This is a genomic window from Paracidovorax sp. MALMAid1276, assembly GCF_049198005.1.
GTDB lineage: Bacteria > Pseudomonadota > Gammaproteobacteria > Burkholderiales > Burkholderiaceae_C > Acidovorax.
This window is the reverse complement of sequence record NZ_JBMIRS010000094.1, coordinates 109,504-127,980: the sequence shown is the minus strand read 5'-3', so window position 1 is coordinate 127,980 and position 18,477 is coordinate 109,504. Positions and strand designations below refer to the sequence as shown.

Here is an 18,477-nt window from a genome sequence, read left to right as displayed (position 1 = left end):
CGCTTGTGGATAGCCAAGCTATCCACGGCGCACCGCGCCTGGCATCCCATCCCGGCAAGGACCTTGTGCGACTCCAAAAAGACATTGAACAGGCTCTAAAGAGGGCGTGGGCGGGTTCACTGGCGCCAGAAGAATACCCCGGCCATGACCAGGCCCGTGGCCACGATGCCCCAGCGCAGCACCGGGGCGGGCAGCCTGCGCGCCACGCGCGCGCCGCCATACCCGCCCGCCGTGGCGGCCGCCATCATCAGCAGCGCCTGCGGCCACAGCACGATGCCACCGGCCGCGTAGATGGCCACGGCGATGGCGGTGAGCAGGGCCGACACCAGGTTCTTCATGCCGTTCGATGCGTTGAGCTGCGTTTGCCCCAGGAGGCCGAACAGCGCCAGCAGCAAAATGCCCAGGCCGCCATTGAAGTAGCCGCCATAGCCCGCCACGGTCAGCATGCCCAGCGCGGCCTTCCAGGGCCTGGCAGGGCCATGGGCCGATGCGCCCGCCCACTGGCGCAGCGCGGGGCCACTGGCGAACAGGGCGGTGGCCGCCAGCAGCAGCCAGGGCACGACCTGGCGGAAGGTCGCGTCGGGCGTGACCAGCAGCAAGGCCGCGCCCGCCGAGCCGCCGATGAGCGCCAGCAACACCACGGCGCGCAAGGACAGGCCGGGCGGGGGCTGCATGTCTTCCCGAAACCCCCAGGCACCGGCCATGTAGCCGGGCAGCAGGGCCACCGTGCCGGTGGCGTTGGCCACCACCGGGGGCACGCCGGTGAACACCAGCGCCGGCAGCGTCAGAAAGCTGCCGCCGCCCGCCACGGCATTCAGGGCGCCCGCCACGAAGGCGGCGGTGAGCAGCAAGGCGGTCTCGAACATGGGTCTCCGGGTATCTCGTTGGGGGTGGTTTTCCCTCGCGGGCCATGACAGGCTCTCGCAGGGGTTTTGCTTGGGCTTTCGCTTCGCGTTTTGCTCGGAAGGGGGCCGCGTCGATGTTAGGCGGCCAGGGCGGCCGGCACGGGCACAAAAGCAGCGCCGCAGGGCGAAGGTGCTGTGCGCAAAAGGTGCGCAATGCCGGCCAAGGGCGGCGGCGTGCAGTGGGCGGGGTCTACACGCGCCGCTTGTCCAGCTTGCGGCTCAGGGTGCGGCGGTGCATGCCCAGGCGGCGCGCCGCTTCGGAGATGTTAAAGCCGGTCTCGGCCAGCACCTCGTGGATGCGCTCCCATTCCAGCGTCTTGATGGAGCTTGAGCGGTTGGTCAGCTCCACATCGGCATTGCCTTCCATGAGGCCGAAGGCGGCTTCGATGTCGTCGGTGTTGGAAGGCTTGGCCAGGTAGTGCACGGCGCCCAGCTTCACGGCCTCCACCGCCGTGGCAATGCTGGCAAAGCCGGTCAGCACGACGATGCGCGTGTCGCTGCTGTGCGCGTGCAGGTGGCGCACGCAGGCCAGGCCCGACGCCTCGCCCTTGAGCTTGAGGTCCACTACCGCGTAGTCGGGCGTGTGCTCTTTCAGCAGCTCGCTCATCTGCACCATGCCCTCTGCGTGCAGCACTTGGTAGCCGCGCCGCTCGAACGAGCGCGCCAGCGTGCGTGCAAAGGCCTCGTCGTCCTCCACGATCATCAGCAGGCGTTCAGGGGCGTCGGTGTCCATGGTGTGTCTTGCTCGCTCGCTTGCTCACTCACTCACTCGCGTCAGGCGGGCAGCCCGATGGCTGCCAACGGCAGGGTGATGGTGACCTCGGCCCCACCGCCCGGCAGATTGCGCGCCGCCACCGTGCCGCCCAGCGTGCGCGCCACATTCATCGACAGGAACAGGCCCAAGCCGCCGCCCGGCCGCCCCTTGGTGGACTGGTAGGGCGTGCCGATGTGGCTGAGCACCGCCGGTGAAAAACCGGGGCCGCGGTCGCTGACCACGATGTACAGCGCCTCGGCATCGCTGCTGGCACGCAGGCCCACCCAGTGCGGCGAAGCCTCACGGGCATTGTCCAGCACATTGAAAACCATCTGCTCCAGCGTGGCATCGGCCACCATCGGGGGGTCGTCGGCCACGCCGTTGTCGAACACGAAGCTGTCCACCGAGCGCGTGGCGCGCCAGTCGCGCACCAGGGTTTCCAGAAACTGGCACACCGTGGTCTGGGTGGAATCTTCGCCCCGCGTTTCGCCGGCCGACATCAGGATGCCGCTCACGATGGTCTTGCAGCGCTGCACCTGCGTCTGCATTTCGGTGATTTCCTCCTGCAGCACCGGGTCCTGCATGAGGGCGGGTATGCGCCGCCAGTCCCCCAGGATCACGGCCAGGGTGGCCAGCGGCGTGCCCAGCTCGTGCGCCGCGCCCGAGGCCAGCAGGCCCATGCGCACGATGTGCTCCTCCTCGGCCGCGCGCTGGCGCACGGCGGCCAGCCGCGCGTCGCGCTGGCGCAGGTTGTGGCTGATGCGGGTGATGAACACCACCACCAGGATGGCGTTGAGCGCAAAACACACCAGCAGCCCCAGCACATAGGGGCTGGCCCAGCCCTGGTGCAGGTCGGGCGCCATGGGCAGGGGCTGGCTGTGCTGGGCCAGCAGCACCACGCAGGCCGAAGTCAGCCCCACGATGAACCAGATATAGGCGCCACGCAGCAGCATGGCGCCCACGGCGATCTGCAGCACGTACAGGAATACGAAGGGGTTGCTGATGCCCCCGCTCAGGTACAGCTGCGCGGTGAGGGCGCCCACGTCGATCAGCAGGGCGATGAACAGCTCGACATCGTGCACGTGGCGGCGCGTGCGCCAGCGCACCATGCTGACCAGGTTGAACACGGCCATGCACGCCACGATGGCCAGCATCTCGCGCATCGGCAGCGGCATGCCCAGGCCGTAGTGCGTGACCTCGATGGTGAGCAACTGTCCCACCACGGCCATCCAGCGCAGCTGGATGAGCTGGTGCAGGTTCTTGAGGCCCGCCGCCGCGTTGGCGGAGCGGGCCTTGCTCAGCGGGTGCAGGGTGCGGGAGGCGTGGCGGCTGCTGGTCATGGGGGTGGGGCGGCGCGGCTTGAGGCACGCAGCCGAAGCTCGTAGCGTGCCACAAGCCCGCCGGCCCCTGCCACCATCAGTGCCATGGCGAACCAGGTCAGTGCGTAGGAAAGGTGGGTGTTGGTGAAGCGCACCACGGTCAGGCCCTCGCGCGGCCAGGGGCCTTCGGACGCGGGGCGCTGCTCGGTGTTCGCCGTGACCGTGGGGGCCTGCGCCTGCGGCAGGCCCGCGTCCACAAAGTAGGGGGCCGCCCGCGACAGGGACAGCGCCTGAGCCATCGCCTCGACATCGCGCGAATGCCAGCGGTTCTGCGCGGGGTCGTTGCGGCGCAGAAAGCCGCCGCCGGGCTCGGAGATGCGCAGCAGGCCCTGCACCGTCACGGCGCCGCCGGGTGTGTGCTCTGCGGGCCGCTCAGCCCACTGCAGGCGCTGGTCGGCAGGCACGAAACCCCGGTTGACGAGGACCTGCGTGCCGTCGTGCTGCTGCAGCGGCGTCATCACCCAATAACCCGCGCCCAGGGCCGTGGTGGCCTGCGACAGCAGCGTCTGGCGGGCCAGCCACTCGCCGCGCAGCTGCACGGCCTGGTATTCGTGGGATGCCGCACGGACGGCGGCCCATTGGGCCTCGGGCGGCGCCGCCGCGGGCGGTGCGTGGATGCGCTGCGTGGTCCGCTCGATGAGGTCCAGCTTCCAGGCGCGCCGCTGCACCTGCCACAGCCCGAGTGCGGTGAAGGCCGCAAACAGGGCCACCCCCACCAGCGCCACCACGGCCAGCGTCCAGCCAGAGTGGGGGCGGCTGCGGCCCCGGTGGGCGGTGGCGTCCACGGCCATGGTGGCTACGGCGTGGGGCGCACGTCGGCCGCTGCGGGCGGCATGCCGGGCATGGGCGGGTGCTCGGGCATCATGTTGGTGTTCATGTGGAACATCACCCACAGCGTGCCCGCGATGGTGATGGCCACGAACACCACGGTGAAGATGGTGGCCAGCAGCGTCCAGCCGCCCTCGATCTTGCCGTTCATGTGCAGGAAGTACACCATGTGCACCAGGATCTGGATGACGGCAAAGCCGCCCAGCACCAGCACGGCGGTGTTGCGGTCGGCAATCACCTTGGCCATGACCAGCCAGAAGGGGATGGCGGTGAGGATGATGGACAGCACGAAGCCTGTCATGTAGCCCGAGAACGTGCTGTGCGGCTCGTTGGCATCGTGGTGGTGGCTGTCGCTTTCATGCCCGTGGCCGCCGTGGTGGCCCGGTGCATGGTGTTGTGCGTGTGTTGTGTGTTGCGCGCTCATTTACAGCACCCCCATCAGGTACACAAAGGTAAAGACGCCGATCCAGACCACGTCCAGAAAGTGCCAGAACATCGACAGGCACATCAGGCGGCGGTTGTTCTCGGGGATCAGGCCGTGCTGCTTGATCTGCAGCATCAGCACCACCAGCCAGATCAGGCCAAAGGTGACGTGCAGGCCGTGGGTGCCCACCAGCGTGAAGAACGCCGACAGGAAGGCGCTGCGCTGCGGCGTGGCGCCCTGGTGGATCAGGTGGGCGAATTCATAGAGTTCGAGGCCCAGGAAGCACAGGCCGAAGAAGCCCGTCACGGCCAGCCACAGCAGGGTGCCGTTCACATCGTTCTTCTGCTTGCGCAGCATGGCAAAGCCGAAGGTGATGGACGACAGCAGCAGGAAGGCCGTGTTGATGGCCACCAGCGTCAGGTCGAACAGCTGCGCGCCCGTGGGGCCGGCCGCATAGCTGCGGCCCAGCACACCGTAGGTGGCAAACAGGGCGGCGAAGATGAGGCAGTCGCTCATCAGGTACAGCCAGAAGCCCAGGGCCGTGCCGTTTTCGGGATGGGGCTCGTGTGCGAGGTGGTACTCGCGCGGGGCCAGGGCGCCGGCGGCGCCTGCTTGGATGCGGATGTCAGACATGGCGGGCCAGTTGCAGGGTGCGGGCTTCTTCGGTGGAGATCACTTCCGAGGCCGGGATGTAGAAGTCGCGCTTGTAGTTGAAGGTGTGGATGATCGAAGCCAGCAGCAGCGCGGCAAACGACACACCCGCCAGCAGCCACATATGCCAGATCAGCGCAAAGCCGAACACCAGCGACAGGGCCGAGATCACCGCGCCAGCGCCCGTGTTGGCCGGCATGTGGATGGGCGCGAAGCCGGTCAGCGGGCGCTGGTAGCCGTGCTTCTTCATGTCCCACCAGGCGTCGATTTCATGCACCACGGGCGTGAAGGCGAAGTTGTAGTTGGGCGGGGGCGAGGAGGTGGCCCACTCCAGCGTGCGGGCGTCCCAGGGGTCGCCGGTCCAGTCGCGCAACTGCTCGCGCTTGAGGTAGCTCACCACGATCTGGATCAGGAAGCAGGCGATGCCGGCCGCAATCATGGCGGCGCCGCACGCGGCGATGACGAACCAGATCTGCAGCGACGGGTCTTCAAAGTGGCTCACGCGGCGCGTGACGCCCATCAGGCCCAGGATGTACAGCGGCATGAACGCCACCCAGAAGCCCACCACCCACAGCCAGAAGGACCACAGGCCCCAGGTGCGGTCGAGCTTGTAGCCGAAGGCCTTGGGATACCAGTAGTTGATGCCCGCAAACAGGCCGAACAGCACGCCGCCGATGATCACGTTATGGAAGTGGGCGATCAGGAACAGGCTGTTGTGCAGCACGAAGTCGGCCGGGGGCACGGCCAGCAGCACGCCCGTCATGCCGCCGATGGCGAACGTGATCATGAAGGCCACGGTCCACATCATGGGCAGCTCGAAGCGGATGCGGCCCTTGTACATGGTGAACAGCCAGTTGAAGATCTTCGCGCCCGTGGGAATCGAGATGATCATCGTCGTGATGCCGAAGAAGGTGTTCACGCTGGCGCCCGAGCCCATGGTGAAGAAGTGGTGCAGCCACACCAGGTACGACAGGATGGTGATCACCACGGTGGCGTAGACCATGGAGGTGTAGCCGAACAGGCGCTTCTTGCTGAACGTGGCCACCACTTCGGAGAAGATGCCGAAGCAGGGCAGGATCAGGATGTAGACCTCGGGGTGGCCCCAGATCCAGATCAGGTTCACGTAGAGCATGGGGTTGCCGCCCAGCTCGTTGGTGAAGAAGTTGGTGCCCGCATAGCGGTCGAGCGACATCAGCACCAGCGCGGCCGTGAGCACCGGGAACGACGCAACGATCAGCGCATTGGTGCACAGGGCCGTCCAGGTGAAGACGGGCATCTTCATCAGGTTCATGCCGGGCGCGCGCATCTTGATGATGGTCACGATCAGGTTGATGCCCGAGAGCGTGGTGCCCACCCCCGCGATCTGCAGTGCCCAGATGTAGTAATCAAGCCCCGTGCTCGGGCTCTGCGCCCCCAGGTTCGACAGCGCCAGCCAGCCCGAGGTGGAGAACTCGCCCAGGAACAGCGACACCATGACCAGCACGGCGCCGGCCGTGGTCATCCAGAAGCTGAAGTTGTTCAGGAACGGGAACGACACGTCGCGCGCACCGATCTGCAGCGGCACGAGGTAGTTCATGAGGCCCGTGACCAGCGGCATGGCCACGAAGAAGATCATGATCACGCCGTGGGCGGTGAAGATCTGGTCGTAGTGGTGCGGCGGCAGGTAGCCCAGGTTGTCGCCAAAGGCCATGGCCTGCTGCAGGCGCATCATCGCGGCGTCGGCAAAGCCGCGCAGCAGCATCACGATGCCGAGGATCATGTACATGATCCCGATCTTCTTGTGGTCGATGCTGCAGATCCAGTCGCGCCACAGCGGGCCCCACAGGCGGTATTTGGTGATGCCCGCGAGCACGGCGATGCCGCCCAGCACGACGGCGATGAAGGTCCACAGCAGGATGGGCTCGTGGGTCATGGGAACGGCGTCCCAGCTCAGGCGGCCCAGCGCCCAGTGGGCGGGAGTGACGGTTTCGGAAGACATGGGGGAGCTCATTGGCGGATGGCGGCGCGGTCGGCGTTGCGGGTATTCAGTTCGGCCACCACCTGGGCGGCGTTCTGTGGTGTGCACCAGTCCTGTGGCAGGTTCAGGCCCACGGCGCGCACATAGGCATCGCCGCCGCTGGCGTCGATGGCCATCATGTGGTGCATGCACATCTTCCCGTCCTCGACACAGCGGTTGAGCACCTTGTCGTACAGGCCTTCTTCCACGGAGGCAAAAAGCTGCACCGGGTCGCGCTCGCTGGGCTTGGCGAGGTTCAGGTAGGTGCCCTTGTCCAGGGGTTTGCCGTCGGCCTTGGCCTTTTGCACCCACTGGTCAAAGTCGGCATCGCTCAGGCCGTGGAACTTGAAGGTCATGCCCGAGAAGCCCGCGCCGCTGTAGTGCGAGGACATGCCCTTGTACACGCCGGGCTTGTTGATGACGGCGTTCAGCTCGGTCTGCATGCCGGGCATGGCGTAGATCATGCCGGCCAGGTCGGGCACGTAGAACGCGTTCATGGTGGACGTGGCGGTGAGCTTGAACAGAATGGGGCGGTCCACCGGCGCGGCCACCTCATTCACGGTGGCAATGCCCTGTTCGGGGTAGAAGAACAGCCATTTCCAGTCCATGGCCACCACCTGCACCTCCAGGGGCTTGACGTGGGGGTCCAGCGGGCGCTGCGCGTCGATGCGGTCCAGCGGGCGGTAGGGGTCGAGCTTGTGGGTGCCAATCCAGGTGATGGCGCCCAGGGCGATGATGATGAGCAGCGGCACCGTCCAGATCACCAGCTCCAGCGTGGTGGAGTGGTGCCATTCAGGGTCGTAGTCCGCCTCGGTGTTGGCGGCGTTGTTCTGGCGGTATTTCCAGGCAAACCACAGCGTGAGGGCGATCACCGGGACGATGATCACCAGCATTAGCAGCGTGGCGGTGATGACGAGCTGGCCCTGCTGGGCGGCGATGTCGCCGGCCGGGTTGAGCACGACGGCCTTGCTGCAGCCGGCGAGCAGGCCGGCAGACGCGACTGCCATGGCCAGCCCGGCGAGTCTTTGGGGGTGCTGGGTGTTGAGCATGCTGGGGAGCGCAGAAAACATGCGCTTAGGTGTAAACGCGAATGACTTGACCCCCGCACTGTAGTAGCGCTAGCGAATTTGTCGATTGGACATTTTGTCCAAGATCAAGGTGGCGAGGGTTGTGCCGGGCATCCCAAGGAATGACCGCGCGGATGACCGCGCGGGATGGCCGCACGGAATGGCGGCATGGAATGACCGTGATGGGGGGCAATCAGGGTTTTCCTACAGGTCCAACAGCGGCCGCGCACTTGTGGCGCCCCCTGGGAGCGGGTAGAACGGAGGGGTCAGTCTGCCTGTTTGTTTGTTTTCGCCGAGAGGAATGTCACTATGGTTGGCCACGGGTCCGCAGCATTGGCTGCACCAGGTTTTGAAGGAGAGGGTTCGCTTGCACGGGCCCACACGGATGAGGACGTCACTCCCAGCGAGATTGCGGTCGGCGTGATCATTGGCCGCTCCTCTGAATACTTCGACTTCTTTGTGTTCGGCATTGCCAGCGTGCTGGTGTTTCCGTCGCTGTTGTTTCCGTTCCTGTCACGGCTTGACGGCACGTTGGCGTCTTTTGCCATCTTTTCGCTGGCTTTTGTGGCCCGTCCGGTGGGCACCGCGCTGTCCATGGCCGTGCAGCGTCGCTGGGGACGGGGCACCAAGCTGACCTTGGCCCTGTTTCTGCTGGGCGCCTGCACGGTGGGCATGGCGTTTTTGCCCAGCTACGCGTCGGTGGGTGCGACGGCCATCGTGGCGCTGATCGTTTTGCGCATCGGGCAGGGCGTGGCGCTGGGGGGCTCGTGGGACGGCCTGCCGTCGCTGCTGGCCATGAGCGCGCCCAAGGACCGCCGCGGCTGGTTCGCGATGGTCGGCCAGCTGGGTGCGCCCGTGGGCTTTGTCCTGGCGGCCAGCCTGTTTGCGTATCTGTACAGCAGCCTCACGGTGGCGGAGTTTCTGGACTGGGGCTGGCGTTATCCGTTCTTCGTGGCGTTTGCCGTGAATGTGGTGGCGCTGTTTGCGCGGCTGCGCCTGGTGGTGGGGCAGTCGTATGCCGAGCTGCTGCAGCAGCGCGAACTGCAGCCGGTGAGCGTGACGCGGGTGGTGCGCGACGAAGGCCGCAATGTGCTGATCGGCGCCTTTGCCGCGCTGGCCAGCTTTGCGCTGTTCCATCTGGCCACGGTGTTCCCGCTGTCGTGGATCGCGCTGTATTCCGAGCAGTCCATCACGGAGGTGCTGTCGGTGCAGATCGTGGGCGCTTTCCTGGCGGCCGGGGCCATCGTGGTGTCGGGTTGGCTGGCCGACCGCATGGGCCGCCGCAACCTGCTGGGCACCATGGCGGTGCTTATCGGGGCGTTCAGCCTGATCACGCCGTGGCTGCTGGGCGCGGGCCCGGTGGGCAACAACGTGTTCCTGCTGGTGGGCTTTGTGCTGCTGGGGCTGTCGTATGGGCAGGCGTCCGGCACGGTCACCGCCAATTTCTCGCCGCAATACCGCTACACGGGCGCCGCCTTGTCGGCCGACCTGGCTTGGCTGCTGGGCGCGGGCTTTGCGCCGCTGGTGGCGCTGGCGCTGTCGGCGCGGTTCGGGCTGGGGGCCGTGTCGCTGTATCTGCTGTCCGGCGCGGTGTGCACGCTGCTGGCCTTGCGGGTCAACCGCGTGATCGAGCGCAAGGAGTAGGCTCCAACGCCACACCCTCTGCTGCGGGGGTGGGTGGCGGTTGTGGAGAGATCACAAGGGGCTTCGGCCCCTTGTTTGTTTGTGGTTCTGCAAAAGATGGTGAGCGTGCGCTCACTTGGCGTAGGGGTCCTCGAAGCCCAGCTCCCGCAGGATGTCGGTTTCGTAGGCCTCCATCTCGTCGGCATCGGCAGCGCTGGTTTCGTGGTCCCAGCCCTGGGCGTGCAGGGTGCCGTGAACCAGCATGTGGGCGTAGTGTTCTTCCAGCGTCTTGTTCTGCTCGGCCGCCTCGCGCTGCACCACGGGGGCGCACAGCACCAGGTCGGCGGTGACGAGCGGCTCCTGCGTGTAGTCGAAGGTCAGCACGTTGGTGGCGTAGTCCTTGTGGCGGTAGGTGCGGTTGAGCTCGCGGCCCTCGTCGGCGCCCACGATGCGCACGGTGATTTCCGCATCGGTGGCGAGCGCGTGGCGGATCCAGCGCGCCACCTTGTGCCGGGGCAGTGCCGCGCGGTGCTCGGCCACGCCGTCAAATTTGCCAAATTGCAGCGACAGGCTGAGTTGGTTCAGGGACATTTCAAGCCTTTTTGGCCCTCGGCGCTTACTGGATAAGCGCTGAAAGCTATAAAAATAGGAGTGGAGCGTCTGCGTCAGTCGCGCGCCGCCGCCCGGCGGCGTGGCGCGTCGTAGGCATCCACAATGCGCGCCACCAGCGGGTGGCGCACCACATCGGCGCTGGTGAAGCGGGTGACGGCGATGCCCTTGACCCGCTTGAGCACCTGCTCGGCGTCCACCAGCCCGCTCATGGCGCCCTTGGGCAGGTCGATCTGGCTCACGTCGCCCGTGACCACGGCGCGCGAGCCAAAGCCCAGTCGGGTGAGGAACATCTTCATCTGCTCGGGCGTGGTGTTCTGGGCCTCGTCCAGAATCACAAACGCGTTGTTCAGCGTGCGCCCGCGCATGAAGGCCAGCGGCGCGATCTCGATGGCGTTGCGCTCGAACGCCTTCTGCACCTTGTCGTGGCCCATCAGCTCATACAGCGCGTCATACAGCGGGCGCAGATAGGGGTCCACCTTCTGCGCCAGGTCGCCGGGCAGAAAGCCCAGCCGCTCGCCGGCCTCCACCGCCGGGCGGGTCAGCACGATGCGCTGCATGCTGCTGCGCTCCAGGGCGTCCACGGCGCTGGCCACCGCCAGGTAGGTCTTGCCCGTGCCGGCGGGGCCGATGCCGAAGGTGATGTCGTGCGTGGCGATGTTCTGCAGGTACAGGTTCTGCGTGGGCGTGCGCCCGCGCAGGTCGGCACGGCGGGTGTTCAGGACGATGGCGTCCTCGGGCGCGTCCAGCAGCTCGCTGTCGCCCGCCAGCATGAGCTGGATGTAATCCTCGCCAATCGGGCGCTCGGCCTGCTCGTACAGCGCCTGCAGCAGCTCCATCGCCTGGGTGGCCTGCGCCTTGGGGCCGTCCACCTTGAACTGCTCGTGCCGGTGCGCGATGCTGACCTGCAGGGCCGTCTCGATGGTGCGCAGGTGGGCGTCCGCCGGGCCGCAGAGGTTGGTCAGCCGGGTGTTGTTGTGGGGGGTGAAGGTGTGGCGCAGGATCACGCGGATAATTCCGATGGATTGGCCGCGATCTTGCGGCAAAGGACATCAATGATAGGCAAATTGACCGGCACCCTGCTGGAAAAGAACCCCCCCGAGGTGCTGCTGGACTGCCATGGCGTGGGCTACGAGGTGAACGTGCCCATGAGCACCTTCTACAACCTGCCGGGCGTGGGCGAGCGCGTGAGCCTGCTGACCCAGTTCATCGTGCGCGAGGACGCGCAGCTGTTGTATGGCTTTGCCACCGCGCCCGAGCGCCAGGCTTTCCGCGAGCTGATCAAGATCAGCGGCGTGGGGCCGCGCACGGCGCTCTCGATCCTGAGCGGCATGGGCGTGGGCGACCTGGCCCAGGCCATCACCCAGCAGGAGGCCGGCCGCCTGGTCAAGGTGCCCGGCATCGGCAAAAAGACCGCCGAGCGGCTGCTGCTGGAGCTCAAGGGCAAGCTGGGCGCCGAAATGGGCGGCACGGCGCAGGGGCATGCCAGAAGCGATTCTGAGGCCGACATCCTGCAGGCCCTGCTGGCGCTGGGGTACAACGACAAGGAAGCGGCGGCGGCGCTGCAGGCATTGCCGGCAGATGTCGGTGTCAGCGACGGTATTAAGCTGGCTTTGAAGGCGTTGGCGAAGTAGCATCGCCCGGCTCGCAATACAGATTGCATTTGCGACCCTTTTCATGTTCAACGGCGCCCGGACAGGGCACGGGAGAAAAAGAATGGCACAAGGTGGGATCTTCCGCTGGGGCGGGTTGGTTGCGGCAGTGGCCGCGCTGTTGGTGGGGTGTGGCGGTGGATCTGCGGAGGGCGGAGTTTCTTCGTCCAGCCATTCATCCCCCGTGGTGTTGAAAATGGATGGCTGGGTGCAGCCCGCCACGGCCGACCAGGGCGTGGCCCGCATCAAGTCGCGCAGCAATACGGCTACGGCGCCAACGCCTACCCAGGTCGTGCTCGGCGCTCTGGCTCAGGAGAAAACGGCATCTTTGGGCGGCGGTTCGGGCCTGCGGCAGGTCGGTGTGGCGCGTGAGGTGTTTGCCACGCACAGTGCAGCCAAGATGGCCAAGCAGTTGCAGTGGCGGCCGACCGCCATGGGCGGGCAGATCGCAGCGCTCAGCTTTTCGGCCGAAGGTGCGCACGGCCTGCGGCTGGGGGTGGTGGTGAAGCAGTTGTCCGGCAGCGCGCAGGTGCGGGTGTACAGCCAGGCACAGCCCGCCACCGTGTTCCAGATTTCCGGGCAGGAGATCCTGCAGGTGATAGAGCGCAACACCGCATCCGGTGACACCAGCCTCGATGCCCAGACCTGGTGGACACCCGACCTCGGTTCCGACGAAGTGACGCTGGAGATCGAATTGCCACCCGGCACGCCCGTCGGCACGCTGGACATTGCCGTGCCGCGCGTCTCGCACATCTTCGAGAATCTGTCCATTCCCACCGAGGAGGAGTTCTCCGCCAAGATCAACGAGTCGGACTCATGCAACCTGGACGCCACTTGCTACGACACCTACGCCAGCCAGCGCAACGCCGTGGCCCGCATGGTCTTCACTTCAGGTGGCGGCAGCTTTGTGTGCACGGGAACTTTGCTCAACGACACGCAATCCTCGGGCACACCGTATTTCCTCACGGCCAACCACTGCATTTCCACACAGGCGGCGGCCTCCAGCTTGCAGACGGACTGGTTCTACCGTTCGCCCACCTGCAACAGCCGCACGCTGTCCAGCGCCACCACCCGGCGGGTGGGCGGTGCGGCCCTGCTGTATGCCACGGACAGCACCGACACCACGCTGCTGCGCTTGAACGATGCACCACCGAGCGGTGCGACCTTTGCAGGGTGGGATGCAAGCACGCAGACTGCAGGAACCTCGGTGGTGGGCTTGCACCATCCCCGCGGCGATCTGCTCAAGGCCAGTTTCGGCAGTTTGAACGGCCAGGCCAGCTGCATGTCGACGGGCGGATCGGGCTTCCAGTGCAGTGGCAGCACGGGCAATTACTACCGCGTGACCTGGAGCCAGGGCACGACGGAAGGCGGCAGCAGCGGCTCGGCCCTGTTCAAGGGCGGCACCCACGTGGTGGGTACCTTGTATGGCGGCAGCGCGACCTGCACGAACACGACCTCGCCCGATTTTTATGGCCGCTTTGACCTCGCCTACAACGCGGCGCTCAAGAACTGGCTTGCGCCAGCCGCGGCAGTCACTGGCCGCACAGCGATCTACCGGTTCTTCAACTCGAAAACCGGTGCGCACTTCTTTACATCTAGTGCGTCCGAGCGGGATTTTGTGATCCGAACCTATCCGGAGTTTTCGTACGAGAACATCGCTTTCTACGCCTACGCCCAGCCCACTGCGGGCCAAAGCACCGTGTTCCGCTTCTTCAACCAGAACAACGGCGCGCACTTCTACACCATCAACCAGGCGGAGAGCGACTACGTGCGTGCGACCTACCCGGTCTACAAGTACGAAGGGCCTATCTGGTATGCGCAAACCGCATCGGGCAACAGCGCTACCGCGATCTATCGTTTTTACAAGCCCAATACGGGAACCCATTTCTTCACGATCAACGCAGCGGAGCGTGACTATGTGATCGCTACCTACAAAGACTTTCAGTACGAAGGCGTTGCGTATTACGCATGGACAGGCAATTGAGCGCGAAGGACGTTCCTGCGGCATGACCATCCAAACCGACGACTTCGCCCCGGCACCCAGCAAACGCGTCGTCTCCGCCGCCCCCGCCTCGCCCCAGGAAGAGGCCATCGAACGCGCCTTGCGCCCCAAGCTCCTGCAGGAGTACGTGGGCCAGGCCAAGGCGCGCGAGCAGCTCGAGATCTTCATCGGTGCCGCCAGAAAGCGCTCGGAGGCGCTGGACCACGTTCTGCTGTTCGGCCCGCCGGGCCTGGGCAAGACCACGCTGTCCCACATCATCGCGGCCGAGTTGGGTGTGAACCTGCGCCAGACCAGCGGCCCGGTGCTGGAAAAGCCCAAGGACCTGGCCGCGCTGCTGACCAATCTGGAGAAGAACGACGTTCTCTTCATCGACGAGATCCACCGCCTGTCACCCGTGGTCGAGGAGATCCTCTACCCCGCGCTGGAGGACTACCAGATCGACATCATGATCGGCGAGGGCCCGGCGGCGCGCAGCATCAAGCTCGACCTGCAGCCCTTCACCCTGGTGGGCGCCACCACCCGCGCCGGCATGCTCACCAACCCGCTGCGCGACCGTTTCGGCATCGTGGCGCGGCTGGAGTTCTACACGCCTGAAGAACTGGCCCGCATCGTCCAGCGCAGCGCCGGGCTGCTGAACGCCCCCATGGACGAAGAAGGCGGCTTCGAGATCGCCCGCCGCTCGCGCGGCACGCCCCGCATCGCCAACCGGCTGCTGCGCCGCGTGCGCGACTATGCCGAGGTCAAGGGCGACGGCCGCATCACCAAGTCCATCGCCGACAGGGCCCTGGCCATGCTCGACGTGGACCCACAGGGCTTTGACGTGATGGACCGCAAGCTGCTGGAGGCCGTGGTGCACCGCTTCGACGGCGGACCCGTGGGGCTGGACAACATTGCGGCCAGCATCGGCGAAGAGTCCGGCACCATCGAGGACGTGATCGAGCCGTACCTGATCCAGCAGGGCTTCCTGCAGCGCACGCCGCGGGGGCGCATCGCCACGCTGGCCGCGTTCCGTCACCTGGGCGTGGCGCCACCGCAGGCCGCCGGCGGTCTGTTCGAAGACAGGGCCCTGCCGTGACGCTGCGCCGGCTGGCTCCCTGGCTGCTGGCGGCCGCGGTGGCGCTGGTCGGGCTCGGGGGGCTAGTCTGGTTCGGCCTGCGGGGGCCGCGGGTGGCGGTGGTCGAGGTGCAGGCCGCACCACTGGTGCGCACACTGCAGTTTTCGGCCCGCGTGGCCACGCTGTCCCGCGTCGATGTGGGCAGCACCCTGACCGGCCGAGTGGCGGCGGTGCGGGTGCGCGAGGGCGACCGCGTGCAGGCAGGCGACCTGCTGGTGCAGCTGGAGGACCGCGAGTGGCGTGCGGCGCTGGCCCAGGCCGAGGCAACCGAACAGCAGGCCCGGGCGCACCTGCAGGGCCTGCGTCTCAGCGCGCGCCAGGCGGCGCAGGCGGCGCTGGCCCAGGCGGAGGCCACCGCGCGTGCGGCCGACGCCGCGCTGGAGCGGGCACAACAGCTGGTGGCACAAGGCTTCTACAGCGCCGCGCAACGGGACGACGTGCGGCGCGCCGCGGAGGTGGCCCGCGCCCAGGTGGCCGGCGCCCGTGCCCAGGTGCAGGCCAACGCCGAGGGCGGCGCCGACATCGTGCAGGCCCTGGCACAGCGCGACGCGGCCCAGGCCGCCACGGCGGCGGCGCAGGTCCGGCTGGCGCAGACGCGCCTGCTGGCGCCGACCGACGCCCGCGTGCTGCAGCGCATGGTCGAACCCGGCCAGATCGTGCAGCCCGGCAGGGCGCTGGTCAGCCTGGCGCTGGCAGGGCCGACCCAGCTGGTCGCGCCGGTGGACGAGCGCTTTCTCGACCAGCTGCGGCCCGGCCAGCAGGCGTCCGTCGTGGCCGACGCCTTCCCCGCACAGCGTTTTGCCGCCCGCGTGCTCAGCCTGGCGCCGGCGGTGGACGCGCAGCGTGGCGCCATCGAGGTCAAGCTGGCGCTTCAGGGCCCCGCGCCCGACTTCCTGCGCGAGGACATGACCCTGTCGGTGGCGGTCGAGACGGCCCGCCGAGCATCCGCACTGGCGCTGCCGCAGACGGCGCTGCGGCTCCCGGCCCCGCAGGGCACGCCGCGCGACGCAACGGCCCCCGCCGAGGACCAGGCCGAGGTGCTGGTCGTGCAGGGCGGGCGCACGGCCGCGCGCACCGTGCGCCTGGGCCTGCGCACGCTGGACGCGGTGGAGGTGCTGCAGGGCCTCGAAGCGGGCGCGCGGGTCGTGCGCGATGCCCGCTCGGTGGAGCCGGACACCCGGGTGCGCGCGCACACTGAGCCCTGGAGCAGCGGCATGGCGGGCCCCTCCAGCCTGCCACCGGCCGCGGGCGCGGGGGCGGGTGCAGCCGGAGCCGCAATGACCAACGCGATCGGGCGCTAGCCCGTCGATCTACGGTGAGCGGCGCTGCATGATGTTCTGGCCAGGCTTCGAGATGCGCGTGGCGCTGCGCTTCCTTCGCGAGGGCGGCATGCAGACTGCGCTGATCATCGTGGGCGTGGCGGCGGGTGTGGCCGTCGTGGCCTACATCTCGGCGCTGATCAGCGGCCTGCAAAGCAGCACGCTGGCCAAGACGCTGGGCACCCAGGCCCACATCAGCGTGCGTGTGCCCGATGACGAGGTCACGCCAGCCGCCGCACCAGCGCCCGGCACCACCGTGTTGACCGACATCCAGCCCCGTGCGCAGCGCGTGCGGTCCATCGCCAACTGGCAGGCGCTGTTGCCGCTGCTGGAGGCGGTGCCGGGCGTCGCCGGCGTGTCGCCGCTGGTGGCGGGCACCGGCCTGGCGCTGCGGGGCGAGGCTGCCCAGTCGGTCGCGCTGACCGGTGTGGACCTGGACCGCTATGACCGCATGGTGGGCCTGCGCGCGCGGGTGGTCAGCGGCGAGGCCCGGCTGGCGCCCGGCGAGGCCGTGATCGGGCGCGAACTGGCGCGCGACCTGGGCCTGCGCGTGGGCGACCGGCTCACGGTGCAGACCGGCAGCTCCAGCGATTCGTTGCGCGTGACGGCGCTGGTCGATCTGGGCGTCAAGGACCTGAACCGGCGCACCGTGATCGTGCCGCTGCGTGCCGCACAGAACCTGCTGGCCCTGCCCGGCGGCGTCACCGGCCTGGACCTGACGCTGCAGGACGTGTGGGCCGCGCAGGCGCTGGCCGAATCGCTGCGGGCGCGCTTTCCCGTCAAGGTCGAGAGCTGGCAGGAGAGCAATGCGCAGCTGGTGTCGGCGCTCAATGCGCAGTCGGTCAGCACCGGCATCATCCGCGGCGTGGTGCTGGCCGTGGTGGTGCTGGGCATTGCCAGCGTGCTGGTGGTGTCGGTCGTGCAGAAGCGCCGCGAGATCGGCATCCTGCGCGCCATGGGCGCCACGCGCGGACAGGTGCTGCGGCTGTTTCTGGTGCAGGGCGCCGTGGTGGGTGCGGTGGGCTCGGTGCTGGGCCTCTTGCTGGCGGTGGCGCTGATCGCGGCGTTCACCGCCTTCGTCCGCGGATCCGACGGCCTGCCGCTGTTCAACATCCACCTGCCGCTGGCCACCGCCGTGCGCGTGGCGGTGCTCGCCACCGTCTGCGGCGTGCTCGCGGCCATTGCACCGGCCCGCCGGGCCGCCCAGCTGAACCCGGCGCAGGCCATCCGCCTGTGACGCCACCCCGGTGAACGCCCCGCCCGCCACCCCCGCTGCGCCGGCCGGCAGTGCCGCTCTGATCGCACTGGACGGCGTGCGCAAGTGCTACAACGTTGGGCTGCCCAGCGAGGCCGAGGTGCTGCATGGCCTGGACCTGCAGGTGCAGTCCGGCGAGTTCATCGCGCTGATGGGGCCCTCGGGCTCGGGCAAGAGCACGCTGCTGAACATCCTCGGGCTGCTGGAGCCGATGACGGCAGGTCGCTACGTGCTCCAGGGCGAGCCGGTGCAGGGCCTGGACGACGCCGCGCTCACGCTGCGCCGGCGCCACACGCTGGGCTTCGTGTTCCAGTTCCACCACCTGCTGCCGGCCTTCTCGGCCCTGGAGAACGTGACGCTGCCGGCGCTGATGGGCGCCGGGCAGGTCAGCGCGGCCCGGCGCGAGCGCGCCCGCAGCCTGCTCGACGCCGTGGGCCTGGCCGCTGCCATGAACAAGCGGCCTGGCGAGTTGTCGGGCGGCATGCAGCAGCGGGTGGCGATTGCACGGGCGCTGATCATGGAGCCCGCGCTGGTGCTGGCCGACGAGCCCACCGGAAACCTCGACACGGCTTCGTCCGACGAGGCCTTCGCCCTGCTGCGCCGCATCCACCGCGAACACGGCACGACCTTCGTCGTGGTCACCCACGACTCCCGGCTTGCGGCGCGCTGCGACCGGCTGGTGGAGCTGGTGGATGGGCACATTGCGCGGGATGGGCCGGTGGGCGGCTGAGCCTGCGCGACCGCCGCACGCCATCCCTCCGGGAGCGCCTGGCTGCGCGGACGCGAGTCGTGCCCGCGCCGTGGTGCGTCCGTCCTGCACACCGTGGGAGCCAGACGGCCGGCGTTCGGGGCCGCGCGGATGGATGCAAGCCCCGGACCGCGGCCCTGGGGGCGAACCG

The 18,477-nt window shown here is 67.8% G+C and carries 17 protein-coding genes; 7 read left to right on the top strand and 10 right to left on the bottom strand.

Going from position 1 to position 18,477, the window contains the following annotated elements:
* Positions 1–116 precede the first annotated feature (116 nt).
* From ACOQFS_RS06580 to cyoA, 8 genes are all read right to left on the bottom strand, one after another.
* A complete protein-coding gene (locus tag ACOQFS_RS06580) occupies positions 117–866 on the bottom strand; it encodes a sulfite exporter TauE/SafE family protein (protein WP_421562097.1) in 750 nt (249 codons plus the stop codon).
* A gap of 229 nt (positions 867–1,095) precedes the next feature.
* Positions 1,096–1,638, bottom strand: a complete 543-nt coding sequence (locus ACOQFS_RS06575; RefSeq protein ID WP_421562096.1) for a response regulator transcription factor — start codon at positions 1,636–1,638, stop codon at positions 1,096–1,098.
* A 41-nt stretch (positions 1,639–1,679) separates the two neighbouring features.
* Positions 1,680–2,999, bottom strand: coding sequence for an ATP-binding protein (locus ACOQFS_RS06570; RefSeq protein ID WP_421562095.1), 1,320 nt, complete (start codon positions 2,997–2,999; stop codon positions 1,680–1,682).
* The gene (locus ACOQFS_RS06565; protein WP_421562094.1) at positions 2,996–3,829 is read right to left on the bottom strand and encodes an SURF1 family protein; all 834 of its coding nucleotides are present in this window, start codon (positions 3,827–3,829) and stop codon (positions 2,996–2,998) included. The genes ACOQFS_RS06570 and ACOQFS_RS06565 overlap by 4 nt, the downstream gene beginning before the upstream one ends.
* Positions 3,830–3,834: 5 nt before the next feature.
* A complete protein-coding gene (gene cyoD, locus ACOQFS_RS06560) occupies positions 3,835–4,290 on the bottom strand; it encodes a cytochrome o ubiquinol oxidase subunit IV (RefSeq protein WP_421562093.1) in 456 nt (151 codons plus the stop codon).
* Positions 4,291–4,923 (bottom strand): cytochrome o ubiquinol oxidase subunit III, encoded by a 633-nt coding sequence (cyoC, locus tag ACOQFS_RS06555; RefSeq protein ID WP_421562092.1) that lies wholly within the window; start codon positions 4,921–4,923, stop codon positions 4,291–4,293.
* Entirely contained in the window at positions 4,916–6,919 is a 2,004-nt protein-coding gene (gene cyoB / locus ACOQFS_RS06550; RefSeq protein WP_421562091.1) for a cytochrome o ubiquinol oxidase subunit I, read from the bottom strand. The genes cyoC and cyoB overlap by 8 nt, the downstream gene beginning before the upstream one ends.
* 8 nt (positions 6,920–6,927) lie before the next feature.
* Positions 6,928–7,944 (bottom strand): ubiquinol oxidase subunit II, encoded by a 1,017-nt coding sequence (gene cyoA, locus ACOQFS_RS06545; RefSeq protein ID WP_421562102.1) that lies wholly within the window; start codon positions 7,942–7,944, stop codon positions 6,928–6,930.
* A 369-nt stretch (positions 7,945–8,313) separates the two neighbouring features.
* On the opposite strand from cyoA, the gene ACOQFS_RS06540 reads away from it, so the two are divergent.
* Positions 8,314–9,648, top strand: coding sequence for an MFS transporter (locus ACOQFS_RS06540; protein ID WP_421562090.1), 1,335 nt, complete (start codon positions 8,314–8,316; stop codon positions 9,646–9,648).
* 111 nt (positions 9,649–9,759) lie between these two features.
* Here ACOQFS_RS06540 and ybeY read toward each other — a convergent pair whose 3' ends face one another.
* Together ybeY and ACOQFS_RS06530 are read right to left on the bottom strand one after the other, a co-directional pair.
* Entirely contained in the window at positions 9,760–10,218 is a 459-nt protein-coding gene (gene ybeY, locus ACOQFS_RS06535) for an rRNA maturation RNase YbeY (protein ID WP_421562089.1), read from the bottom strand.
* A 74-nt stretch (positions 10,219–10,292) separates the two neighbouring features.
* On the bottom strand, positions 10,293–11,243 hold the full coding sequence (locus tag ACOQFS_RS06530) for a PhoH family protein (RefSeq protein ID WP_421562088.1): 951 nt from the start codon (positions 11,241–11,243) through the stop codon (positions 10,293–10,295).
* Positions 11,244–11,291: 48 nt separating this feature from the next.
* Here ACOQFS_RS06530 and ruvA point away from each other — a divergent pair, with 48 nt between their 5' ends.
* The 6 genes from ruvA (at position 11,292) to ACOQFS_RS06500 (ending at position 18,308) form a co-directional block, all read left to right on the top strand.
* On the top strand, positions 11,292–11,870 hold the full coding sequence (ruvA, locus tag ACOQFS_RS06525; RefSeq protein ID WP_421562087.1) for a Holliday junction branch migration protein RuvA: 579 nt from the start codon (positions 11,292–11,294) through the stop codon (positions 11,868–11,870).
* A gap of 202 nt (positions 11,871–12,072) precedes the next feature.
* Positions 12,073–13,872 (top strand): trypsin-like peptidase domain-containing protein, encoded by a 1,800-nt coding sequence (locus ACOQFS_RS06520; protein ID WP_421562086.1) that lies wholly within the window; start codon positions 12,073–12,075, stop codon positions 13,870–13,872.
* 22 nt (positions 13,873–13,894) lie between these two features.
* Positions 13,895–14,965: a Holliday junction branch migration DNA helicase RuvB gene (gene ruvB / locus ACOQFS_RS06515; protein ID WP_421562085.1), complete on the top strand. Its 1,071-nt coding sequence runs from the start codon at positions 13,895–13,897 to the stop codon at positions 14,963–14,965.
* Entirely contained in the window at positions 14,962–16,305 is a 1,344-nt protein-coding gene (locus ACOQFS_RS06510) for an efflux RND transporter periplasmic adaptor subunit (protein WP_421562084.1), read from the top strand. The genes ruvB and ACOQFS_RS06510 overlap by 4 nt, the downstream gene beginning before the upstream one ends.
* A 28-nt stretch (positions 16,306–16,333) precedes the next feature.
* Complete coding sequence (locus ACOQFS_RS06505; RefSeq protein WP_421562083.1) at positions 16,334–17,560, top strand: ABC transporter permease; 1,227 nt, start codon at positions 16,334–16,336, stop codon at positions 17,558–17,560.
* A gap of 10 nt (positions 17,561–17,570) precedes the next feature.
* On the top strand, positions 17,571–18,308 hold the full coding sequence (locus ACOQFS_RS06500; RefSeq protein ID WP_421562082.1) for an ABC transporter ATP-binding protein: 738 nt from the start codon (positions 17,571–17,573) through the stop codon (positions 18,306–18,308).
* Positions 18,309–18,477: the final 169 nt, after the last annotated feature.

Bases quoted from the DNA above. Each gene is read 5' to 3' on its own strand.
- ACOQFS_RS06580 (WP_421562097.1), bottom strand. From the start codon at position 866: ATGTTCGAGACCGCCTTGCTGCTCACCGCCGCCTTCGTGGCGGGCGCC.
- ACOQFS_RS06575 (WP_421562096.1), bottom strand. From the start codon at position 1,638: ATGGACACCGACGCCCCTGAACGCCTGCTGATGATCGTGGAGGACGAC.
- ACOQFS_RS06570 (WP_421562095.1), bottom strand. From the start codon at position 2,999: ATGACCAGCAGCCGCCACGCCTCCCGCACCCTGCACCCGCTGAGCAAG.
- ACOQFS_RS06565 (WP_421562094.1), bottom strand. From the start codon at position 3,829: ATGGCCGTGGACGCCACCGCCCACCGGGGCCGCAGCCGCCCCCACTCT.
- cyoD (WP_421562093.1), bottom strand. From the start codon at position 4,290: ATGAGCGCGCAACACACAACACACGCACAACACCATGCACCGGGCCAC.
- cyoC (WP_421562092.1), bottom strand. From the start codon at position 4,923: ATGTCTGACATCCGCATCCAAGCAGGCGCCGCCGGCGCCCTGGCCCCG.
- cyoB (WP_421562091.1), bottom strand. From the start codon at position 6,919: ATGTCTTCCGAAACCGTCACTCCCGCCCACTGGGCGCTGGGCCGCCTG.
- cyoA (WP_421562102.1), bottom strand. From the start codon at position 7,944: ATGGCAGTCGCGTCTGCCGGCCTGCTCGCCGGCTGCAGCAAGGCCGTC.
- ACOQFS_RS06540 (WP_421562090.1), top strand. From the start codon at position 8,314: ATGGTTGGCCACGGGTCCGCAGCATTGGCTGCACCAGGTTTTGAAGGA.
- ybeY (WP_421562089.1), bottom strand. From the start codon at position 10,218: ATGTCCCTGAACCAACTCAGCCTGTCGCTGCAATTTGGCAAATTTGAC.
- ruvA (WP_421562087.1), top strand. From the start codon at position 11,292: ATGATAGGCAAATTGACCGGCACCCTGCTGGAAAAGAACCCCCCCGAG.
- ruvB (WP_421562085.1), top strand. From the start codon at position 13,895: ATGACCATCCAAACCGACGACTTCGCCCCGGCACCCAGCAAACGCGTC.
- ACOQFS_RS06505 (WP_421562083.1), top strand. From the start codon at position 16,334: ATGATGTTCTGGCCAGGCTTCGAGATGCGCGTGGCGCTGCGCTTCCTT.